Source organism: Oryzihumus leptocrescens, assembly GCF_006716205.1.
Taxonomy (GTDB): domain Bacteria; phylum Actinomycetota; class Actinomycetes; order Actinomycetales; family Dermatophilaceae; genus Oryzihumus; species Oryzihumus leptocrescens.
On record NZ_VFOQ01000002.1, the window covers coordinates 421,451 to 438,449 of the forward strand.

17 protein-coding genes are annotated in these 16,999 nt (G+C 73.4%); 10 read left to right on the forward strand and 7 right to left on the reverse strand.

Annotated features, from left to right (window positions below; genetic code table 11):
* Nucleotides 1-70 precede the first annotated feature (70 nt).
* On the forward strand, nucleotides 71-544 hold the full coding sequence (locus FB474_RS19205; RefSeq protein WP_141790441.1) for a RidA family protein: 474 nt from the start codon (nucleotides 71-73) through the stop codon (nucleotides 542-544).
* Here the strand turns inward: FB474_RS19205 and FB474_RS19210 are convergent.
* Nucleotides 522-1,163 carry a helix-turn-helix domain-containing protein gene (locus FB474_RS19210; RefSeq protein ID WP_141790442.1) on the reverse strand — a complete coding sequence of 214 codons (642 nt, stop codon included), beginning with the start codon at nucleotides 1,161-1,163 and terminating at the stop codon, nucleotides 522-524. The two genes, FB474_RS19205 and FB474_RS19210, sit on opposite strands and share 23 nt — an antisense overlap.
* Nucleotides 1,164-1,225: 62 nt before the next feature.
* On the opposite strand from FB474_RS19210, the gene FB474_RS19215 reads away from it, so the two are divergent.
* Nucleotides 1,226-2,065, forward strand: coding sequence for an NUDIX hydrolase (locus FB474_RS19215; RefSeq protein ID WP_246092630.1), 840 nt, complete (start codon nucleotides 1,226-1,228; stop codon nucleotides 2,063-2,065).
* A complete protein-coding gene (locus FB474_RS19220) occupies nucleotides 2,062-2,853 on the forward strand; it encodes an MBL fold metallo-hydrolase (protein ID WP_141790444.1) in 792 nt (263 codons plus the stop codon). Before FB474_RS19215 ends, FB474_RS19220 begins: the two co-directional genes overlap by 4 nt.
* A gap of 6 nt (nucleotides 2,854-2,859) precedes the next feature.
* On the opposite strand, the gene FB474_RS19225 is transcribed toward FB474_RS19220, so the two are convergent.
* Nucleotides 2,860-3,537: a Crp/Fnr family transcriptional regulator gene (locus FB474_RS19225; protein ID WP_141790445.1), complete on the reverse strand. Its 678-nt coding sequence runs from the start codon at nucleotides 3,535-3,537 to the stop codon at nucleotides 2,860-2,862.
* Between the two features lie 68 nt (nucleotides 3,538-3,605).
* On the opposite strand from FB474_RS19225, the gene nth reads away from it, so the two are divergent.
* Genes nth through FB474_RS19240 form a run of 3 tightly spaced genes read left to right on the forward strand, consistent with a single transcriptional unit; the run spans nucleotide 3,606 to nucleotide 6,228 of the window.
* Entirely contained in the window at nucleotides 3,606-4,328 is a 723-nt protein-coding gene (gene nth, locus FB474_RS19230) for an endonuclease III (RefSeq protein ID WP_141790446.1), read from the forward strand.
* Nucleotides 4,325-5,020 carry an NUDIX hydrolase gene (locus tag FB474_RS19235; protein WP_246092632.1) on the forward strand — a complete coding sequence of 232 codons (696 nt, stop codon included), beginning with the start codon at nucleotides 4,325-4,327 and terminating at the stop codon, nucleotides 5,018-5,020. Before nth ends, FB474_RS19235 begins: the two co-directional genes overlap by 4 nt.
* Nucleotides 5,017-6,228, forward strand: a complete 1,212-nt coding sequence (locus tag FB474_RS19240; RefSeq protein WP_141790447.1) for a MarP family serine protease — start codon at nucleotides 5,017-5,019, stop codon at nucleotides 6,226-6,228. The genes FB474_RS19235 and FB474_RS19240 overlap by 4 nt, the downstream gene beginning before the upstream one ends.
* 29 nt (nucleotides 6,229-6,257) lie before the next feature.
* On the opposite strand, the gene FB474_RS19245 is transcribed toward FB474_RS19240, so the two are convergent.
* The 3 genes from FB474_RS19245 to nhaA are packed head-to-tail and all read right to left on the reverse strand — an operon-like array spanning nucleotide 6,258 to nucleotide 9,068.
* Entirely contained in the window at nucleotides 6,258-7,190 is a 933-nt protein-coding gene (locus FB474_RS19245) for an alpha/beta fold hydrolase (protein ID WP_141790448.1), read from the reverse strand.
* A gap of 45 nt (nucleotides 7,191-7,235) precedes the next feature.
* Nucleotides 7,236-7,679: a phage holin family protein gene (locus FB474_RS19250; protein ID WP_141790449.1), complete on the reverse strand. Its 444-nt coding sequence runs from the start codon at nucleotides 7,677-7,679 to the stop codon at nucleotides 7,236-7,238.
* 54 nt (nucleotides 7,680-7,733) lie between these two features.
* Complete coding sequence (nhaA, locus tag FB474_RS19255) at nucleotides 7,734-9,068, reverse strand: Na+/H+ antiporter NhaA (protein ID WP_246092639.1); 1,335 nt, start codon at nucleotides 9,066-9,068, stop codon at nucleotides 7,734-7,736.
* Nucleotides 9,069-9,165: 97 nt separating this feature from the next.
* Here nhaA and FB474_RS19260 point away from each other — a divergent pair, with 97 nt between their 5' ends.
* Both FB474_RS19260 and FB474_RS19265 read left to right on the forward strand, forming a co-directional pair.
* Entirely contained in the window at nucleotides 9,166-10,140 is a 975-nt protein-coding gene (locus tag FB474_RS19260; protein ID WP_185746273.1) for a pirin family protein, read from the forward strand.
* Nucleotides 10,141-10,241: 101 nt separating this feature from the next.
* Nucleotides 10,242-11,081, forward strand: coding sequence for a glycerophosphodiester phosphodiesterase family protein (locus tag FB474_RS19265; protein ID WP_141790450.1), 840 nt, complete (start codon nucleotides 10,242-10,244; stop codon nucleotides 11,079-11,081).
* Here FB474_RS19265 and acs read toward each other — a convergent pair.
* A complete protein-coding gene (acs, locus tag FB474_RS19270) occupies nucleotides 11,061-13,025 on the reverse strand; it encodes an acetate--CoA ligase (RefSeq protein WP_141790451.1) in 1,965 nt (654 codons plus the stop codon). The genes FB474_RS19265 and acs overlap by 21 nt on opposite strands.
* Before the next feature lie 152 nt (nucleotides 13,026-13,177).
* Here acs and FB474_RS20885 point away from each other — a divergent pair, with 152 nt between their 5' ends.
* A complete protein-coding gene (locus FB474_RS20885) occupies nucleotides 13,178-14,107 on the forward strand; it encodes a hypothetical protein (protein WP_185746274.1) in 930 nt (309 codons plus the stop codon).
* A 75-nt stretch (nucleotides 14,108-14,182) separates the two neighbouring features.
* Here the strand turns inward: FB474_RS20885 and FB474_RS19280 are convergent, their stop codons facing one another.
* Entirely contained in the window at nucleotides 14,183-15,667 is a 1,485-nt protein-coding gene (locus tag FB474_RS19280; protein ID WP_141790452.1) for a S8 family peptidase, read from the reverse strand.
* A gap of 237 nt (nucleotides 15,668-15,904) precedes the next feature.
* Between FB474_RS19280 and FB474_RS19285 the strand changes: the two genes are divergently transcribed.
* Nucleotides 15,905-16,747, forward strand: a complete 843-nt coding sequence (locus FB474_RS19285; RefSeq protein WP_141790453.1) for a Fic family protein — start codon at nucleotides 15,905-15,907, stop codon at nucleotides 16,745-16,747.
* Nucleotides 16,748-16,999 lie beyond the last annotated feature (252 nt).

The following is a 16,999-nucleotide window of genomic DNA, read 5'->3' on the forward strand; positions in this document are numbered from 1 at the left end:
TGAGCTTCCAATTCGACAGCGAGCGGGCATCGCAGCGAAGCGAGGAGCGGAACGAGCGCGGAGGAGCGGAATGAGTTCAGTCGAGAAGCGCCTGGCCGAGCTGGGCCTGGACGTCCCCGACGTGCCCGCCCCGGTGGCGGCCTACGTCCCCGCGGTGCGCGACCGCAACTACATCTACACCTCCGGCCAGCTGCCGATGGTCTCCGGCCAGCTGGTCCAGACCGGCAAGGTCGGCGACGGCCACGGCCTCGTGCCGGCCGACGACGCCAAGAAGCTCGCCGAGATCTGCGCGCTCAACGCCATCGCCGCCGTGAAGTCCCAGGTCGGCGACCTCGACAAGGTCACCCGCGTCGTCAAGGTCGTCGGCTTCGTCGCCAGCGACCCCTCCTTCACCGGCCAGCCCGGCGTCATCAACGGCGCCAGCGAGCTGCTCGGCAAGGCCTTCGGCGACGCCGGCGTCCACGCCCGCTCTGCCGTGGGTGTCGCGGTGCTCCCCCTCGACGCTCCCGTCGAGGTCGAGATCACCGTCGCAGTGCGTGACTGAGGGCCTCGCGGAACGCTGAGGTCGCCAGCTCCACCAGCAGCCGGAGCGCGTCCTCGTTGTCGAGGTCGATGACCGGGTCCTGCCGCTGGCCGTCCGCGAACTCGTGCGCGAGACGGCCGGCGGTGATCCCCAGCCCGCCGAGGCTGCCCGCCTTGGCGTCGTGCAGGTAGAGCGCGTTGACGAGGGCGGCGAGCACGGCGTCGGCGTGGACGTTGCCCGCCTCGTCGCGGATCATCACGCCGAGCGTCACCAGCTCCTCGAGGCTGCCCGGGCGCTGCCGGTCCATCACCGAGATCATCATCGGGTCGATGGTGACGGCGCTGTCGAGCCGGCGCCGGCCGGCGGGGGCGTCGCGCTCGACCATCGCCCGCAGCAGCCGGGCGATCTCGACCTGCACGAGGTCGCGGCTGGCCAGCGAGGAGATGAGCGCCAGCGGGAAGCCGTGGTCGACGAACGCCTTGACCATGCGCAGCTGGGCCATGTGGCGCTGGTCGTAGTAGCCGGTGCGGCCACGCACCGTGGGGGCGTCGAGCAGGCCCTTGGTGCGGTAGAGGCGGAGCGTGCGCTCGGTCAGGCCCGTGGCCTCGGCCAGCTCCTCGATCGTGTACTCCCGCCCCATGCGTCGATCGTGCCACCCGTGCGCCTCTGCCGGATGCCGATTGCCGCCCTAGGATCGGGGGCGTGAGGCGAGACTTCCCGCTCGGCAGCGCTCCGGCGCTGGTCGAGCGTGCCCAGGACTGGCTCGGCCGTGACGCCGCGGCCCACGACCCGGTCGCCCCCCGCAGTGCCGCGACGGTGCTCCTCGTGCGGGACGGCCAGCACGGGGTCGAGGTGTTCATGCTGCGGCGGGTGGCGACCATGGAGTTCGCCCCGCGGATGATGGTCTTCCCCGGCGGGGGCGTCGACCCCCGTGACGCCGACCCGTCGCTGCCGTGGGCCGGGCCGTCCGCGCAGGAGTGGGGCCGGGTGCTCGGCGCCGACGAGACCACCGCCCGCGAGCTGGTCGCCGCGGCCGTGCGTGAGGTGTTCGAGGAGTGCGGGGTGCTGCTGGCCGGCCCCGACGCCGACAGCGTGGTGGACGACGTCAGCGGCACGGACTGGCAGGCCGACCGGGCCGCCCTGCTCTCTCGCGAGGTGTCGCTGTCCGAGCTGCTCGCGCGACGGGGGCTGGTGCTGCGCTCGGACCTGCTGCGCGCCCGGGCCCACTGGATCACCCCGGAGTTCGAGAGCCGGCGCTACGACACCCGCTTCTTCGCCGCCGAGCTGCCCGAGGGGCAGGTGCCCGACGACGCGACCAGCGAGGCCGACCACGCGGCCTGGGTCGACCCGGCAGAGCTGCTGCGCGACTACCACCGCGGCGAGGCACTCATGCTCCCGCCGACCGTGGTCAACGTGGAGGAGGTCGCCGCCGCGCGCTCCGCCGACGAGTTCCTGCGCGAGGAGCTGCCGATCTCCCCGGTCATGCCGGTCCTGACGCCCACCGAGGAGGGCGTCATGCTGCGCTGCGAGCTGCCGGTATGACGGGCGGCTGGCAGGGCGGCCCGGTCACCCCGCGCGCCACGTGCGTGCTCGCCGGCAACCCCGGACCGATGACGCTGGACGGCACCAACACCTGGGTGCTCTCCGAGCCGGGCTCCAACGGCTGCGCCGTGGTCGACCCCGGCCCGCTCGACGAGGCGCACCTGCGCCGGGTGCTGGACGTCGTGGCCGCCCGCGGGACCCGGGTCGAGCTGGTGCTGCTGACCCACCACCACCTCGACCACGCCGAGTCCGCCGCGCACTTCGCCGAGCTGACCGGTGCGCCGGTGCGGGCCCTGGGTGACGGGCTGGCTGACCGTGACCGGCTGGAGGTGGGCGGCCTGGAGCTGTCCGTCGTGGCCACCCCCGGCCACACCGCCGACTCGCTGTCCTTCCTGCTGCCGGAGGACAACGCGCTGCTCACCGGCGACACCGTGCTCGGCCGGGGGACCACCGTGGTGAGCCACCCCGAGGGGCGGCTCGCGGCATACCTGGACTCGCTGGAGCGGATCGCGGCCATGACCAACTCGGGGCAGGTGGAGACGATCCTGCCCGGGCACGGCCCGACGGTGCAGCACGCGGCGCAGGCGGTCTGGTACTACCTCGAGCACCGGCGTGAGCGGCTCGGCCAGGTGCGGGCGGCGCTGGCCGACGGGGCCAGCGACGCCGACGCGGTCGTCGCCCGGGTCTACGCCGACGTGCCGGAGGAGCTGCGGCCGGCAGCCCGGCTGAGCGTGCTCGCCCAGCTGGACTACCTGCGCGCGAAGGGCCTCAGCGGCCGCAGCTCCTGAGTCGGGTCAGCGCGCGCGGCGCTTGAGCCGCTCGACGTCGATGAGGATGACGGCGCGGGCCTCGAGCTTGATCCAGCCGCGGGTCGCGAAGTCGGCCAGCGCCTTGTTGACCGTCTCGCGGGAGGCGCCGACGAGCTGGGCCAACTCCTCCTGGGTCAGGTCGTGCGCGACGAGGATGCCCTCCTCGGCCGGGCGGCCGAAGCGGCTCGACAGGTCGAGCAGGGCCTTGGCGACGCGGCCGGGCACGTCGGTGAAGACCAGGTCCGCCAGGGTCTCGTTGGTGCGGCGCAGGCGGCGGGCCAGCGCGGCCAGCAGGGTGGCGGCGACCTCGGGACGGTCGGTGAGGAAGGCCTGGAGGTTGTCGTGGCCGAGCCCGATGAGCTGGGTCTCGGCGACCGCGGTGGCCGTGGCGGTGCGCGGGCCGGGGTCGAACAGGCTCAGCTCGCCGAACATCTCGCCCGGGCCGAGGATCGCCAGGAGGTTCTCGCGGCCGTCGCTGCTGGTGCGGCCGAGCTTGATCTTGCCCTCGCGGATCACGTAGAGGCGATCTCCCTGGTCACCCTCGTGGAAGAGGATGTCGCCGCGCTCGAGGCGCGAGGAGGTCATCGACTGCTGCAGGGCGGTCGCGGCCTCGTCATCGAGGGCTGCGAAAAGGGGCGCCTTCTTCACGACATCGTTGTCCACGGCCGACAGTGTGCCATGCGGGCCACCGCGGGGAAGCCCGCGTCACCGCGGCCCTCTAGGCTGGGTCCGTGTCCGTGAACCCCCGCGTCGAGACCCCCGTGGCCCTGACCAGACGGGCACGGAAGATCTACCGCGCCCTGCTGGAGCGCTACCCCTATGCCCACTGCGAGCTCGACTTCACCACTCCCCTCGAGCTGCTGGTCGCCACCGTGCTGTCGGCCCAGACCACCGACGTGCGGGTCAACCTGGTCACGCCGACCCTGTTCGCGAAGTACCGCTCGGCCGCCGACTACGCCGGCGCCGACCGGGGCGAGCTGGAGACGATGATCCAGTCGACCGGCTTCTACCGCGCCAAGACCGACGCGCTGATCAAGCTGGGACAGGCCCTGGTCGAGCGGTTCGACGGCGAGGTGCCCGGCAAGCTGGAGTCCCTCGTGACCCTGCCCGGTGTCGGGCGCAAGACCGCCAACGTGGTGCTGGGCAACGCCTTCGGGGTGCCGGGCATCACCGTCGACACCCACTTCGCACGGCTCTCGCGCCGGTTCGGCTGGACCGCCGAGGAGGACCCGGTCAAGATCGAGCACGCCGTCGGCGCGCTCATCCCGCGCAAGGACTGGACGATGCTGTCCCACGTCGTGATCTTCCACGGCCGGCGCACCTGCCACGCCCGCAAGCCCGCGTGCGGTGCCTGCCCGATCGCGCGCTGGTGCCCCTCCTACGGTGAGGGCGAGACCGACCCGGCCAAGGCTGCCAAGCTGCTGAAGTACGAGCTCGCCCCGGACGCCTCGTGACCGTTCCCGTCGCCGGCTCCCCGCGGCCGGCCTGGATGACCCACCTCGTCCGGACACTGGCCGAGACCCCCGCCGAGCGCTTCAGCCGGTTCCTGCCCCCGGACGAGGGTGGACGGCAGTCCGCCGTGCTCATCCTCTTCGGGCCCTCGCCCTTCGGCGGCGAGGACGTGCTGCTCACCGAGCGGCACCACGGCATGCGCTCCCACGCCGGGCAGGTGTCCTTCCCGGGCGGCTCGCTCGACCCCGACGACGAGGGCCCGGTGAGCGCGGCGCTGCGGGAGGCCCGCGAGGAGGTCGGCCTCGACCCGTCGGGAGTCGACGTGGTCGCCGAGCTGCCGGCGCTCTACCTGCCCCCGAGCGACTTCGTCGTGACCCCCGTCCTGGCGTGGTGGTCCGACCCGCACGACATCGACACGGTGAGCGACCTGGAGGTGGCCCGGGTGGTGCGTGCCCCGCTCGCCGAGCTCACCGACCCCGCGCGCCGGTTCACCGTCACCCACCCCAGCGGCTTCGTCGGGCCGGCGTTCGACGTCGACGGCCTGCTCGTGTGGGGCTTCACGGCCAACCTGCTGGCGACCGTCCTCGAGCTCGCCGGGCTGGAGCAGGACTGGGACCGCGACCGGCGACGTCCGCTGCCCGAGCGCTTCACCCGAGAGTGGCGGCGCCGAAACTCCGAGGAAAGCACGACGTGATCGGTTTCCTGCCCGTGGTCGACCTGGTGCTGGTGGTGGTGCTGGTCAGCTACGCCATCACCGGCTACCGCCAGGGCTTCGTCATCAGCGTGATGTCGCTCGTCGGCTTCCTCACCGGAGGAGCCGTCGGCATGTGGTTGCTGCCGCTGCTCATCCAGAACTGGGACGCCGTGGCCCAGGTCTCCGTGCTGCGCACCGGCCTGCTCGTCTTCGGCGTCTTCGTGCTGGCCTCGATCGGCCAGGCCATCGCGGTCAACCTCGGCTCGCGGATGCGCTCCCAGGTGCACGGCGAGCAGGCACGCAAGGTCGACTCGGTGCTCGGGTCGGTCGCCGTGCTCGTCGCCGTCTCGGTGCTGGTGTGGTTCATCGCGGGCGCCGTCCGCGGAGGCGCTCCCGCCCCCATCGCGCGCGCCATCGGCGAGTCCCGCATCCTGCGGGTCATCGACGGCGTCGTGCCGCCGCAGACCTCCAGGCTGTTCGCCGGGTTCCGTGGCGTGCTCGACCGTGAGGGCTTCCCGCGGGTGTTCGAGGGCGTCGGCGCCGAGCCGATCATCCCCATCGCCCCGCCGGACGACGGCATCGCCAAGGGCCGGGCCATCTCCGCGGTGTCCGGCTCGATCGTCAAGATCACGGGGGTCGCCGAGGCATGCAACCGCGGTCAGGAGGGCAGCGGCTTCGTCTACGCCCCCCAGCACGTGGTCACCAACGCCCACGTCGTCGCCGGTGTCGACGAGCCGCACGTGCGCATCGGCGGGTCCGGCCGCTCCTACGTCGCGCACATCGTCGTGCTCGACCCCAAGCGCGACCTCGCCGTCCTCGACGTGCCGGGCCTGCCGGCCGCCCCGCTGCGCACCGGTGAGGCACTCGGCCGGGGCGAGGGCGCTGCCGTCGCCGGCTTCCCCCTCGACGGGCCCTACCGCGTCGACGCCGCCCGCATCCGCGACGTGCTCAGCGCCCGCGGTGCCGACATCTACGGCGACCCCGGCACGGTGCGTCAGGTCTACTCGCTGTTCGCCCGGGTCGAGCCCGGCAACTCCGGCGGCCCGCTGCTCGACCCGTCGGGCAAGCTCGTGGGCGTGGTCTTCGCCAAGTCCCTCGACGACGACGTCACCGGCTACGCCCTGACCCTGGCCGAGGCCAAGCCGGTCTTCGACGCGGGCCGGACGGCCACGAGGACCGTCTCCAGCGGCGGGTGCGCGGCCGGCTGACCCGCCCATCCTCGCGGGAGCCCTGGGGATCAGGTCGCGGGCGTGCGCGGCGCCGCGGTGTGGGCCAGCCAGCGCAGCAGCAGCCGGTTGACCTCCTGCGGGGCCTCCTCGGGCAGGAAGTGCCCGACGCCGGCGAGGAAGTGCTCCTCGAACGGTCCGCTGACGTGACGGCGTGACCCGGTGGCCGCCGACGCCACGACCGCGCCGTCGTCGACGCCGTGCAGGTGCAGCACCGGCACCTCGACCGGCCGGCGCAGCCGTGCGGCGAACCGCCGCCCGTCCAGGCGCAGCTGCGAGCGGACCACCCAGCGGTAGTACTCCGCCGCGGAGTGGGCCACGAACGGGATGGCCATCGCCTCGCAGTAGCGCGCGGCCTCCTCGTCGCCGGGCCAGGCGTTCTCGGGCGAGGACCAGTGCCGCAGCAGCCGCTCGACGTAGTCGGGGCCGCTGGTCATCTGCCGCTCGGGGACGAAGGGGCGCTGCAGGCCGCCGAGGTAGGCGTTGGCGCGCATCTGGCCCGGGTCGGTGAACGAGGCGCGGCGCAGCACCAGCGGGTGCGGCATGCCCAGTGCCGCGACGGCCCGGGTCACCGAGGGCTGCATGGTCGGCATGGACCAGGCGATCCACCCGCCCCAGCCGTGCCCGGCCACGACCGCCTCGGTCTCGCCGAGGGAGCGGATCATGCTGGCCACGTCGGCGGCCAGGGTGAAGGTGTCGTAGCCGCGCGGGGGCTTGTCCGAGCCGCCGTAGCCGCGCAGGTCCATCGCCGCCGCGCGGTAGCCGGCCTCGGCCAGCGCCGTCATCTGGTGCCGCCAGGCCCACCAGAACTGGGGGAAGCCGTGCAGCAGCAGCACCAGCGGACCCTCGCCCATCTCGGCCACGTGGAACCGGGCACCGTTGGCCGCGACGAGCCGGTGCTCCCACGGGCCGTCGACGAGCACGGTTGACGCGTCGTTGCTCATGGTGCGGTCAGGCCTTCGGGTGGGTCGGAGGAGGAACAGGGGACGTCAGTGGCCGGGCTTGATCGCGGCGATGGTGTCCTGCGTGGACTTGATGGTGCGCTCGGGCTTGCCCTGGATCTTCTGGAAGGCCGACCTGGCGACCAGCACGCAGATGGCGCCGATGACCAGCAGCGCGACGGCGACGATGAGGAACGCCAGCCACGGGGACAGGCCGGCCGCGACGAGGCCGTAGGCCGCCGAGATGAGCAGCAGGATCAGCGCGAGGAAGGCGAACACCCCCGCGATCGCCACGAGTGCACCCCCGGAGGCGGCCTTCTTGGCGTCGGCGGTGATCTCGGCCTTGGCGAGGTCGATCTCGCTCTTCACGATGGCGGACATGTCCTGGGTAGCGCTCGCGACGAGCTGACCCAGCGTGCGCTCGGTGGAGCCGTTGCTGGTGGCCGCGGGACCGCTGCCGGTGGCGGTGGGGCCGTTGCTGGTGGCCGTCATCGATGTCACCTCCGTGGTCGGTGGCCTGGGGAGTCCCCCTGACACGCCACGACCCTATCGGCCCGGGCCTCCGTCGGCGCGGTCCGACGGGCTCGCGAAGACGTCGGGCACCCCGTCGTGGTCGGCGTCGACCTCCTCGGCCTCGCACAGCAGCCGGTAGTGCCGGTTGCGCAGCCGCAGCGCCACGGTGGCCACCACGGCCGCGGTGAGCGACCCGGCCAGCACCGCCAGCTTGATGTGCTCGTCCCGCGGGGACCCCGGCCCGTAGGCGAGCTCGCCGATGAGCAGCGACACGGTGAAGCCGATCCCGGCCAGCAGGGACAGCCCGAACACGTCGGCCCAGGCCAGGTCGCTGTCGAGCTCGGCCCGGGTGAACCGCGCGAACCCCCACGTGCCGCCGAACACCCCGAGCATCTTGCCCAGGACCAGCCCGACCACGACCCCGATGGCGGCCGGGTCACCCAGGGCGTCACCGAGCCCGCCGCCGACGACGGTCACCCCGGCGGCCATGAACGCGAACACCGGCACGGCGAACCCGGCGGAGAAGGGTCGCAGCCGGTGCTCGAACCGGTCCGCGAGGGTATGCCGGCCCGCCCCGTCCCTGGGGCCGGTCCGGACCGGGACGAGCAGCCCCATGGTCACCCCGGCGACGGTCGCGTGGATGCCGCTGGCGTGCACCAGGGCCCACGCGAGGAACGCCACCGGCACCAGCAGCCACCAGCGGTCGACCCGCCGGTGGACGAGGAACCCGAACAACGCCAACGGGACCAGTGACAGCAGCAGGGCAGGCACATTGAGGTGGTCCGTGTAGAAGAGCGCGATGATCGTGATCGCCACGAGGTCGTCGACGACGGCCAGGGTGAGCAGGAACGAGCGCAGGGCCGACGGCAGGTGCGTGTTGATCACCGCCAGGACCGCGAGGGCGAAGGCGATGTCGGTCGCGGTCGGCACCGCCCAGCCGCGCAGGACGTCCCCGCCGACGGGGCCGACCGCCTGGGAGGTGACCGCGAAGAGCACCGCGGGCAGGGCGACCCCGCAGAGGGCGGCCGCGATCGGCAGGGCCGCCTTGGCCGGGTCGGCGAGGTCGCCGACGACGAACTCGCGCTTGAGCTCGACCCCCGCGACGAAGAAGAACACCGCGAGCAGCCCGTCGGAGGCCCACTGCGCCAGGGTCAGGTCGAGGTGCAGGGACGCCGGGCCGACGCGCAGGTCCCGCAGCGCGGCATACGCCTCGCTCCACGGGCTGTTGGCCCAGACGATGGCGACCACCGCGGCGACGAGCAGCAGGATGCCGCCGACCGTCTCGGTGCGCAGGGCGCCGGTGACGCGCTGCACCTCTGGCCACGTCGAGCGACGCAGGAGCCGGGGGCGGAGCGGGGGTGTGGTCACGGTGTGGCCTTCCGCATCAGGGGTCGGTGGACAATGCCGACCAGGCTTCCCGGCGCACCGCAGCCAGTTTATCGGTGGCGGGCATACCGTTGCTGTCATGAGCAACGTGGCCACCGCCGACCTGTATGCCGGGTGCCCCGACCGGGAGTCCAGCCCCGGCCTCGTGCTCCAGCGCTACGACGCCATCCACGCCATGATCAGCCCCCGCAACGAGGTGCTGCGGCTGCTGCCGCACCGGGAGCGGCGCATGGTCGGGGCGTGGTGCTTCGCCGACATCTACGGCCCCACTGACGTGCGCGGGCAGGAGGGCATGTCGGTGCCGCCGCACCCGCACATGGGGCTGCAGACGGTCAGCTGGCTGGTCCGCGGCACCGTGCTGCACCGCGACAGCCTCGGCACCACCGCCCTGGTCGAGCCCGGTCGGGTCGCGGTGATGACCGCCGGGCACGGCATCGCCCACTCCGAGAACTCCCCGCCCGACCACGGCCCGGTGCTGCACGGTGCCCAGCTGTGGGTCGCCCTGCCCGAGCACGCCCGGCACGACGGGCGCGCGTTCACCCTGCACGAGCCGGCGCCGGTGCTCGAGGCCGACGGCCTGCGCGCCCAGGTGTTCATCGGCGCCCTGGGTGACGTCGTCTCGCCGGCGCAGGGCGTGACCCCGCTGCTCGGCGCCGAGCTGGCACCGGCCGCCCCGGGGCGGCGCGCCGGGCGCCTGCCGCTGGACCCGGCATACGAGCACATGCTCATCCCGCTCGCGGGGGAGGCCCGGGTCGGGCGGACGGTCGTCGAGGCCGGGCAGGCGCTCTACCTCGGGCTGCAGCGGGACGAGCTCGACCTGGCGCTGTCGGCGGACGCGCGGGTGCTGCTGCTCGGCGGCGTGCCGTTCGAGGAGGAGATCGTCATGTGGTGGAACCTCGTGGGCCGCACCCACGAGGAGATCGAGCAGGCCCGCCGGCAGTGGAACGGCCACGAGGACCGCTTCGGCGAGGTGTCGCACTACCCCGGGCCGGAGCGGCTCTCCGCGCCGGAGCTGCCGCACGTGCGGCTGCGCCCCCGCGGCCGGGTGTCCTGACGGCGCCGCACCGGTGGCCGGAGGCTGAAGCCTGCGTGAACCTCCTTGCGCCGCAACCGTCCTGACGCCTGGAGGACACCTGCGCCGGTCACCGTGGAGGCATGTCCTACGGCGCAGAGACGGGCCCGCTGGCGATCGCGCACCGCGGGGGAGGGGGCCTGGCCCCGGAGAACACGCTGGCGGCGTTCGCGCGGGCGACCGCGCTGGGGGTGCGCTACCTGGAGACCGACCTGCGGCCGACCTCCGACGGGTCGCTGGTCTGCTTCCACGACGAGACCCTGGAGCGGGTGACCGCCGCCCGCGGCCGGGTCGCCAGCCGGACGGTGCGCGGCGTGCGCTCCCTGCGGGTGGCCGGGGTCGAGCAGGTGCCGACCCTGGTCGAGGCGCTGGAGGCCTTCCCCGAGGCGCGGTTCACCGTGGACCTCAAGGATGCGGCCGCGATCGCCCCGCTGGTGCGGGTGCTGCGCCGGCCCGGGGTGGCCGAGCGGGTCTGCGTCGCCGGCGCGTGGGACGGCTGGCTCGGGTTCGTCCAGCGCGAGGTGCCGGCGGTGACCACGGCCCTGGGCTGGCGCTCGCTGACCGCGCTGGTCGCCTGCGCCCGGGCGGGGGTGCGCCCACCGCGCGCCGTGGCGACCGGGGCGTTCGCCCACGTGCCGGTGCGCCTCGGGCTCGTGCCGGTCTTCGTCGCGCGGCTGGTGCAGATGGCCCACGACATCGGGGTGCGGGTGGTGGTGTGGACCGTCGACGACCCGGCCGCGATGGGGCGCTTCCTCGACCTCGGCGTGGACGGGGTGATCTCCGACCGGCCCGACCTGCTGCGGGAGGTCCTCATCGCCCGCGGCCAGTGGGCTCCCATGCCCCAGGCTCAGGTATGCCGCGTGCGGACGTCCGCACGCGGCATACCTGAGGGTGCTGCCGGGTCAGTCCTCGGAGGAGCCTGAGGACAGGCCGGACTTGATCAGGTCCATGACCGTCGAGTCGGCCAGCGTCGTGACGTCGCCGACCTCGCGGTTCTCGGCCACGTCGCGCAGCAGGCGCCGCATGATCTTGCCCGAGCGGGTCTTGGGCAGCTCGGCCACCACCATGATCTGGCGCGGCTTGGCGATCGGGCCGATCTCCTTGGCCACGTGGTTGCGCAGCTCCTGCACCGTGGCCTCGCCCTCGTCGCGGGCGTCGCTGCGCAGGATGACGAACGCGCAGACCGCCTGGCCGGTGGTCTCGTCGGTGGCGCCCACGACCGCGGCCTCGGCGACGCTGGGGTGGGACACCAGCGCCGACTCGATCTCGGCGGTGGACAGGCGGTGGCCCGAGACGTTCATGACGTCGTCGACGCGGCCGAGCAGCCAGATGTTGCCGTTGGCGTCGTACTTCGCGCCGTCGCCGGCGAAGTAGTACTTGTCGCCGAAGCGGCTCCAGTAGGTCTCCTTGTAGCGCTCCTGGTCGCCCCAGATGCCGCGCAGCATCGACGGCCACGGCTTGGTGAGCACGAGGTAGCCGACGGCCTCGGGGTCGTGCAGCGGCTTGCCCTCGTCGTCGAGGATCTCGGCGCTGATGCCGGGGATCGGGCGCTGCGCCGAGCCGGGCTCGAGGTCGGTGACGCCGGGCAGCGGGCTGATCATGATCGCGCCGGTCTCGGTCTGCCACCAGGTGTCGACGATGGGGGCGCGGTCTCCGCCGATGTTCTTGCGGTACCAGAGCCACGCCTCGGGGTTGATCGGCTCGCCGACGGAGCCGAGCAGCCGCAGCGAGGACAGGTCGTACTTCGCCGGGATGTCCTCGCCCCACTTCATGAACGTGCGGATCGCGGTGGGCGCGGTGTAGAGGATGGAGACGCCGTACTTCTGCACGATCTCCCACCAGCGGCCCTGGTGCGGGGTGTCGGGGGTGCCCTCGTAGAGGACCTGCGTCGCGCCGTTGGCCAGCGGGCCGTAGACGATGTAGGAGTGGCCGGTCACCCAGCCCACGTCGGCGGTGCACCAGTAGACGTCGGTCCCAGGGTGGACGTCGTGCACGACCGCGTTGGTGTAGGCCGTCTGGGCCAGGTAGCCACCGCTGGTGTGGAAGATGCCCTTGGGCTTCCCCGTGGTGCCGCTGGTGTAGAGGATGAACAGCGGGTGCTCGCTGTCGTGCGGCTGCGCCTCGTGCTGGTCGCTGGCGCTGTCGACGACGTCGTGCCACCACACGTCGCGCGCGTCGTCCCAGGCGACCTCGCCCTCGGTGCGCTTGACGACGAGGACCTTCTCGACTGGGGAGTCGCCGCCGCTGACGGCCTCGTCGACGGCCGGCTTGAGCGGTGCCGGCTTGCCGCGGCGGAACTGCCCGTCGGTGGTGACCACGACCCGGGCCTGCGCGTCGGCGATGCGGGTGCGCAGGGCGTCGGCGGAGAACCCGCCGAAGACCACCGAGTGGGGTGCGCCGATGCGGGCGCAGGCCAGCATGGTGAAGACCGTCTCGGGGATCATCGGCATGTAGATCGCGACCCGGTCGCCCTTGCGCACGCCGAGGGACTCCAGGGCGTTGGCCGTCCTGCACACCTCGCGCAGCAGCTCGGCGTAGGTGATCGTGCGGGTGTCGCCGCCCTCACCCTCGAAGTGGATCGCGACCCGGTCGCCGTTGCCTGCCTCGACGTGCCGGTCGACGCAGTTGCGGGCCACGTTGAGCTGCCCGCCGACGAACCACTTCGCGAACGGCGCGTTGCTCCAGTCCAGCGTCGTGTCGAAGTCCTTGTCCCACGTCACGTAGCGGTGGGCCTGCTCGGCCCAGAACGCCTCGTGGTCGGTGGCCTGGTCGTAAAGGGGGGCCTCACCGTTGGCCTGCGCCGTGAACTCCGGGGTCGGGCTGAACGTGCGGCTCTGCGTCGGGGTCGATGGCGTCGGGTCGGTCACGGGGTCCTCCTGGGGATCAAGGCGCGTACGACGACACTCAACCCCGTTGCGCGTGAGGCTTCAACCGATGTCGGGCGTGGCGCGTGGGGCTGGTGCGTCGCCCGGCGCCTCGCCCGGTGCTGGCCGGTCGCGCCGACCGGTAGCCTCCCGCCATGACGGAGCGGACAAAGGGGACGACCGCGACGCTGGCGGGGCAGGTGCGCGAGCAGTTCTCGTGGCTGCCGCGGGTGCTCGTGGTCGCGGCGGTGCTCGTGCTGGCCTGGGGCTGGTGGGCGCTGGCGTTCCTGGCCTCGACGCGCTCGTCCCTGACCGGCAGCACCGAGGTCTGGCCGCCGCACCTGCCGGTTCTGCTGACCCAGTTCAGCCTCGCGGTGTTCGGCCCGGTCGGCGCCTCGATCGTGGTCATGGTCGTGCTGCGCCGGGCCGGGCTCGCGCTGCTCTCGGTGCTCCTGGGCTACGGCGTCGCGCTCTGGTTCACCCTGCGGGGCGCCCCGGGACTGGTCGCCGCTGACCCGACCGAACGCAAGATCATGCTCGTCACCGTCGGGCTGGCCGCGATCCTCGGCCTGGCGCTGGGGGTCATCGCCACCCGCGGGCCGCAACGCCTGGGCTTCATCGGGGTGCTGGCGCTCGCCCCGGTCACCGGTCTGCTGGTGACGCTGCTGCACCTGGGTGACGCCGGCACCTGGCTCGGCCGGGTGCTCGTGGCGGCGCTGCTGGTGCTCATCGCGTGGCGCCGGTGGACCGGCGTGCTGCTGTGGCCGCTGTTCGTGCTCTGGTTCTGGCTGGTCGAGGTCGCCCAGCAGACGCTGCGCTACGGCGCCGAGACCCTGCGCCACCCGGGCGGCCACCGGGTGAACCTGCAGCTGGTGCTGGAAGCCATGACCGACTTCCTGCGCAACGCCTGGGAGGTGCTGGCGTCCAACGCCTGGAGCTTCCTGTGGCCGGCGATCCTGCTCGCCGCCGTGGTCCTCGCCTGGCGGCGCGCGTGGCCCGGCGTGATGGACCGGGCGGCCAAGCTGCCGCTGCCGGCACGCAAGCCCGCCACCGGCAACGGTGAGCCGGCCCCCGAAGGCGACTGACCGGCATACCGCAGACCTGACGCGGGCCGCGTCCCCACGAGGGGGACGCGGCCCGCAGCCGGTATGCCGGGTGGCTCAGCCCGCGTGCGCGGTCACCGCGTCGAGGGCGTCGGTGATGCCCTCGCCGTAGAACGCGTTGTCGTCGGTGCTGCCGGTGCAGCGGGTGTCCGTCGGGCACGCGTGGTCGTCGGCCTCGCCGCGCAGCATCGCGATGAGCTGGGCCGGGGAGGCGTCGGGGTGGGTGGACTTCAGCAGTGCGAGGACCCCCGCGACGTGCGGGGAGGCCATCGAGGTGCCGCTGAGCAGGGCGTAGCCGCCACCGGGCCAGGTGGACAGGATCCGCGAGCCGGGGGCGGCGACGTCGATGACGCCCTCACCGAAGTTGGAGTAGCTCGCCTTGTCCGTCGTCTGGGTCAACGCCGACACGGTGGCCACGCCCGGCAGCTCGGTCGGGATGTCGTGGCAGCCGTTGTTGATCGTCCGGGTGACCGGCGTGCTGTCGTCGGGGCTGGTGCTGTCGGTCGTCTTGTGGGCCAGGTCGTAGTTGCTGTTGCCCGCGGCGGCGGCGCTGACCACGCCCTGCTTCTCCGACCAGGCGACGGCTCGGCGGACCGCCTCCATCGCGGCGGCCTGGTCCGGCTGGTCGTCGCAGTAGAACTGGAACGGGTCCACGTAGTAGCTGTTGTTGGTGACGTCCATGTGCTTCAGGCCGGCCCACATGAAGCCGCAGACGGCGTACTCGGGGTAGATGTAGCCGTCGTCGCTGACCACCTTGACCGAGGCGAGGCGCACGTTCGGTGCGACCCCGACGATGCCGATCCCGTTACGGGCGGCGGCGATCGTGCCGGCCACGTGTGTGCCGTGGCCGCTGGTCGTGGGCAGCCAGCTGCTCGGGGTGGTGTCCGGCTTGCCGGCGTCGATGCAGCTCGCCGAGTTCGCGGCGTCGATGTTGGCCTTGAGGTCGGGGTGGCTGGCGTCGATGCCGCTGTCGAGGACACCCACGAGGACCTTGCGGGAGCCGTCGGTGACCTGGTGGGCCCGGTCGGCCTTGATCATGGCCATGTCCCACTGCTCGGCCTCGCGCGGGTCGGTCGCCGGGCCGGCGTCCTGGGCGTCGCCGGTGCTCATCTGGCCGGCGGACGCGTGCCGGGCCGCGGGTGCGCTGCTGCCGGGCGTGCCCTCCTTGACCGCGACGGTCCGGGTGGCGCCGACCGACTCCACGGCGTGGCCCTCGGCCAGGCGCACGACGTCGGCGCGGAACGCCGAGCGGGTGGAGTGGGCGACCACGACGCCGATCTCGGGCCAGGACTGGACCACGGTGCCGCCCGCGGCCTGCACGGCCCGCTCGACCAGCCGGGTCTGGCCGGGGTTGGCGTGCTTCGCGTTGAGCAGGTAGCTCATGAGCATGCCGTCGGGGGTCGCGATCGGCACGGGCGTCGAGGCGGGCTGGTCGGCGGCGGGCGAGGCCTGGGCCAGGCCGGCTCCGAGCAGGGACGTCGTCAGCGCGAGCGCCGCGGTGGCGGCCAGCGTCGCGGGGCGACGGGACAAGCGAGGTGACATGGGCACTCCGGTCATCGTGGGGCTGGGTCAGGCCCGCATCCGGTATGTCCGCAAGGCCCGTTTCGGACCCTAGGTCGCCCGGGACGCGCGTGGGTGCCCACACATCGCTTCCTGACCAACTCTTGAACCACCACCGCGCGGTGGTGGCTCGGCCGGGCGGTCGGTGCGGGCTGGCGGGCGGTGCGGGCCGGGCGGGCGGTGCGGGCCGGGCGGCGGCCGGACCCTAGGCTCGTGCCCGTGCCCGGACCTGCCGACTCCCTCGCCGCGCTCGCCGCCCTGCCCGGGGTGGACGAGGCCGCCACCGCCGCCCGCGAGGCGTGCACCGAGCTGCGCTGGCACCAGGCGCTGCGCCGGCGGATCCCCGAGGCGGCGGCCGAGTCCCGCGTCCGCGGGGCCCGTGCCAGTGCCGCTCTGGAGGGCGCCGAGGTCGACGTCGCCGTGGTCCGCGACCTGATGCGCGGTGCGCTGGCGTGGCCGACCGAGCCCGACCCGCTCGAGCAGGTGCTGCGCGGAGTGGTCCAGGCCACCGCCGAGACCGAGCACGTGCGTGGCCTCGTGGGGTCCGCGCCGCTGCAGGCGCTGGCCCGCCTGCACGTCGCGGGCGCCGCCGGGCTCGTCGCCCCCGAGCAGCTGGGCCGCCCCCGCCAGCCGGGGGAGGGCTGCGCCGAGCTGGTCGACCTCGGGCCCGCGCCGGACGCCGACGTCGTCTCGGCCCGGCTGGCCGGACTGGTCGAGCTGCTCACCGCCCTCGACTCTGCCCCCGCCGTCATCGTCGCGGCCCTCGTGCACGCCGAGATCGCCGTCGTGCGCCCCTTCGTGCGCGGCAACGGCGCCGTCGCGCGGGCCATGGAGCGGGCCGTGGTCCAGGCCAGCGGCCTCGACCCGACCGGCGTCGCGGTGCCCGAGGCCGGGCACGGCGCGCAAGGTGGGGCGGCCTACCTGGGTGCGCTCACGGCATACGGCACCGGCAGCCGCGAGGGGGTCGCGCTGTGGCTCACGCACTGCGCCCAGGCGGTCGTCACCGGGGCGCGTGAGGGGCAGCGGATCGCCGACGCGGTGCTGGCCGGCCGACTGGGCTGACGCCACGCCCGCCGGGGAAGTGCCTGCAAAGTCAAGTCTTTCGTTTGGCAGCGGGGGCGAGTAGACAGGTCCTGAGCCGACGGGCGGGAGCCCGACGACCACCGCGAAAGGCGCGGGCACCCACGCGCGGGCAGTCCACTGGTGGACCGATCGTGGCGGGCTTGTCCCACTGCGACAAACGTGTGCACGCCTGGTAACCCGTGGCGTTCGCGGTCGATGGCACCTCGTTCGCGAGGTGCCATCACCTTTTCC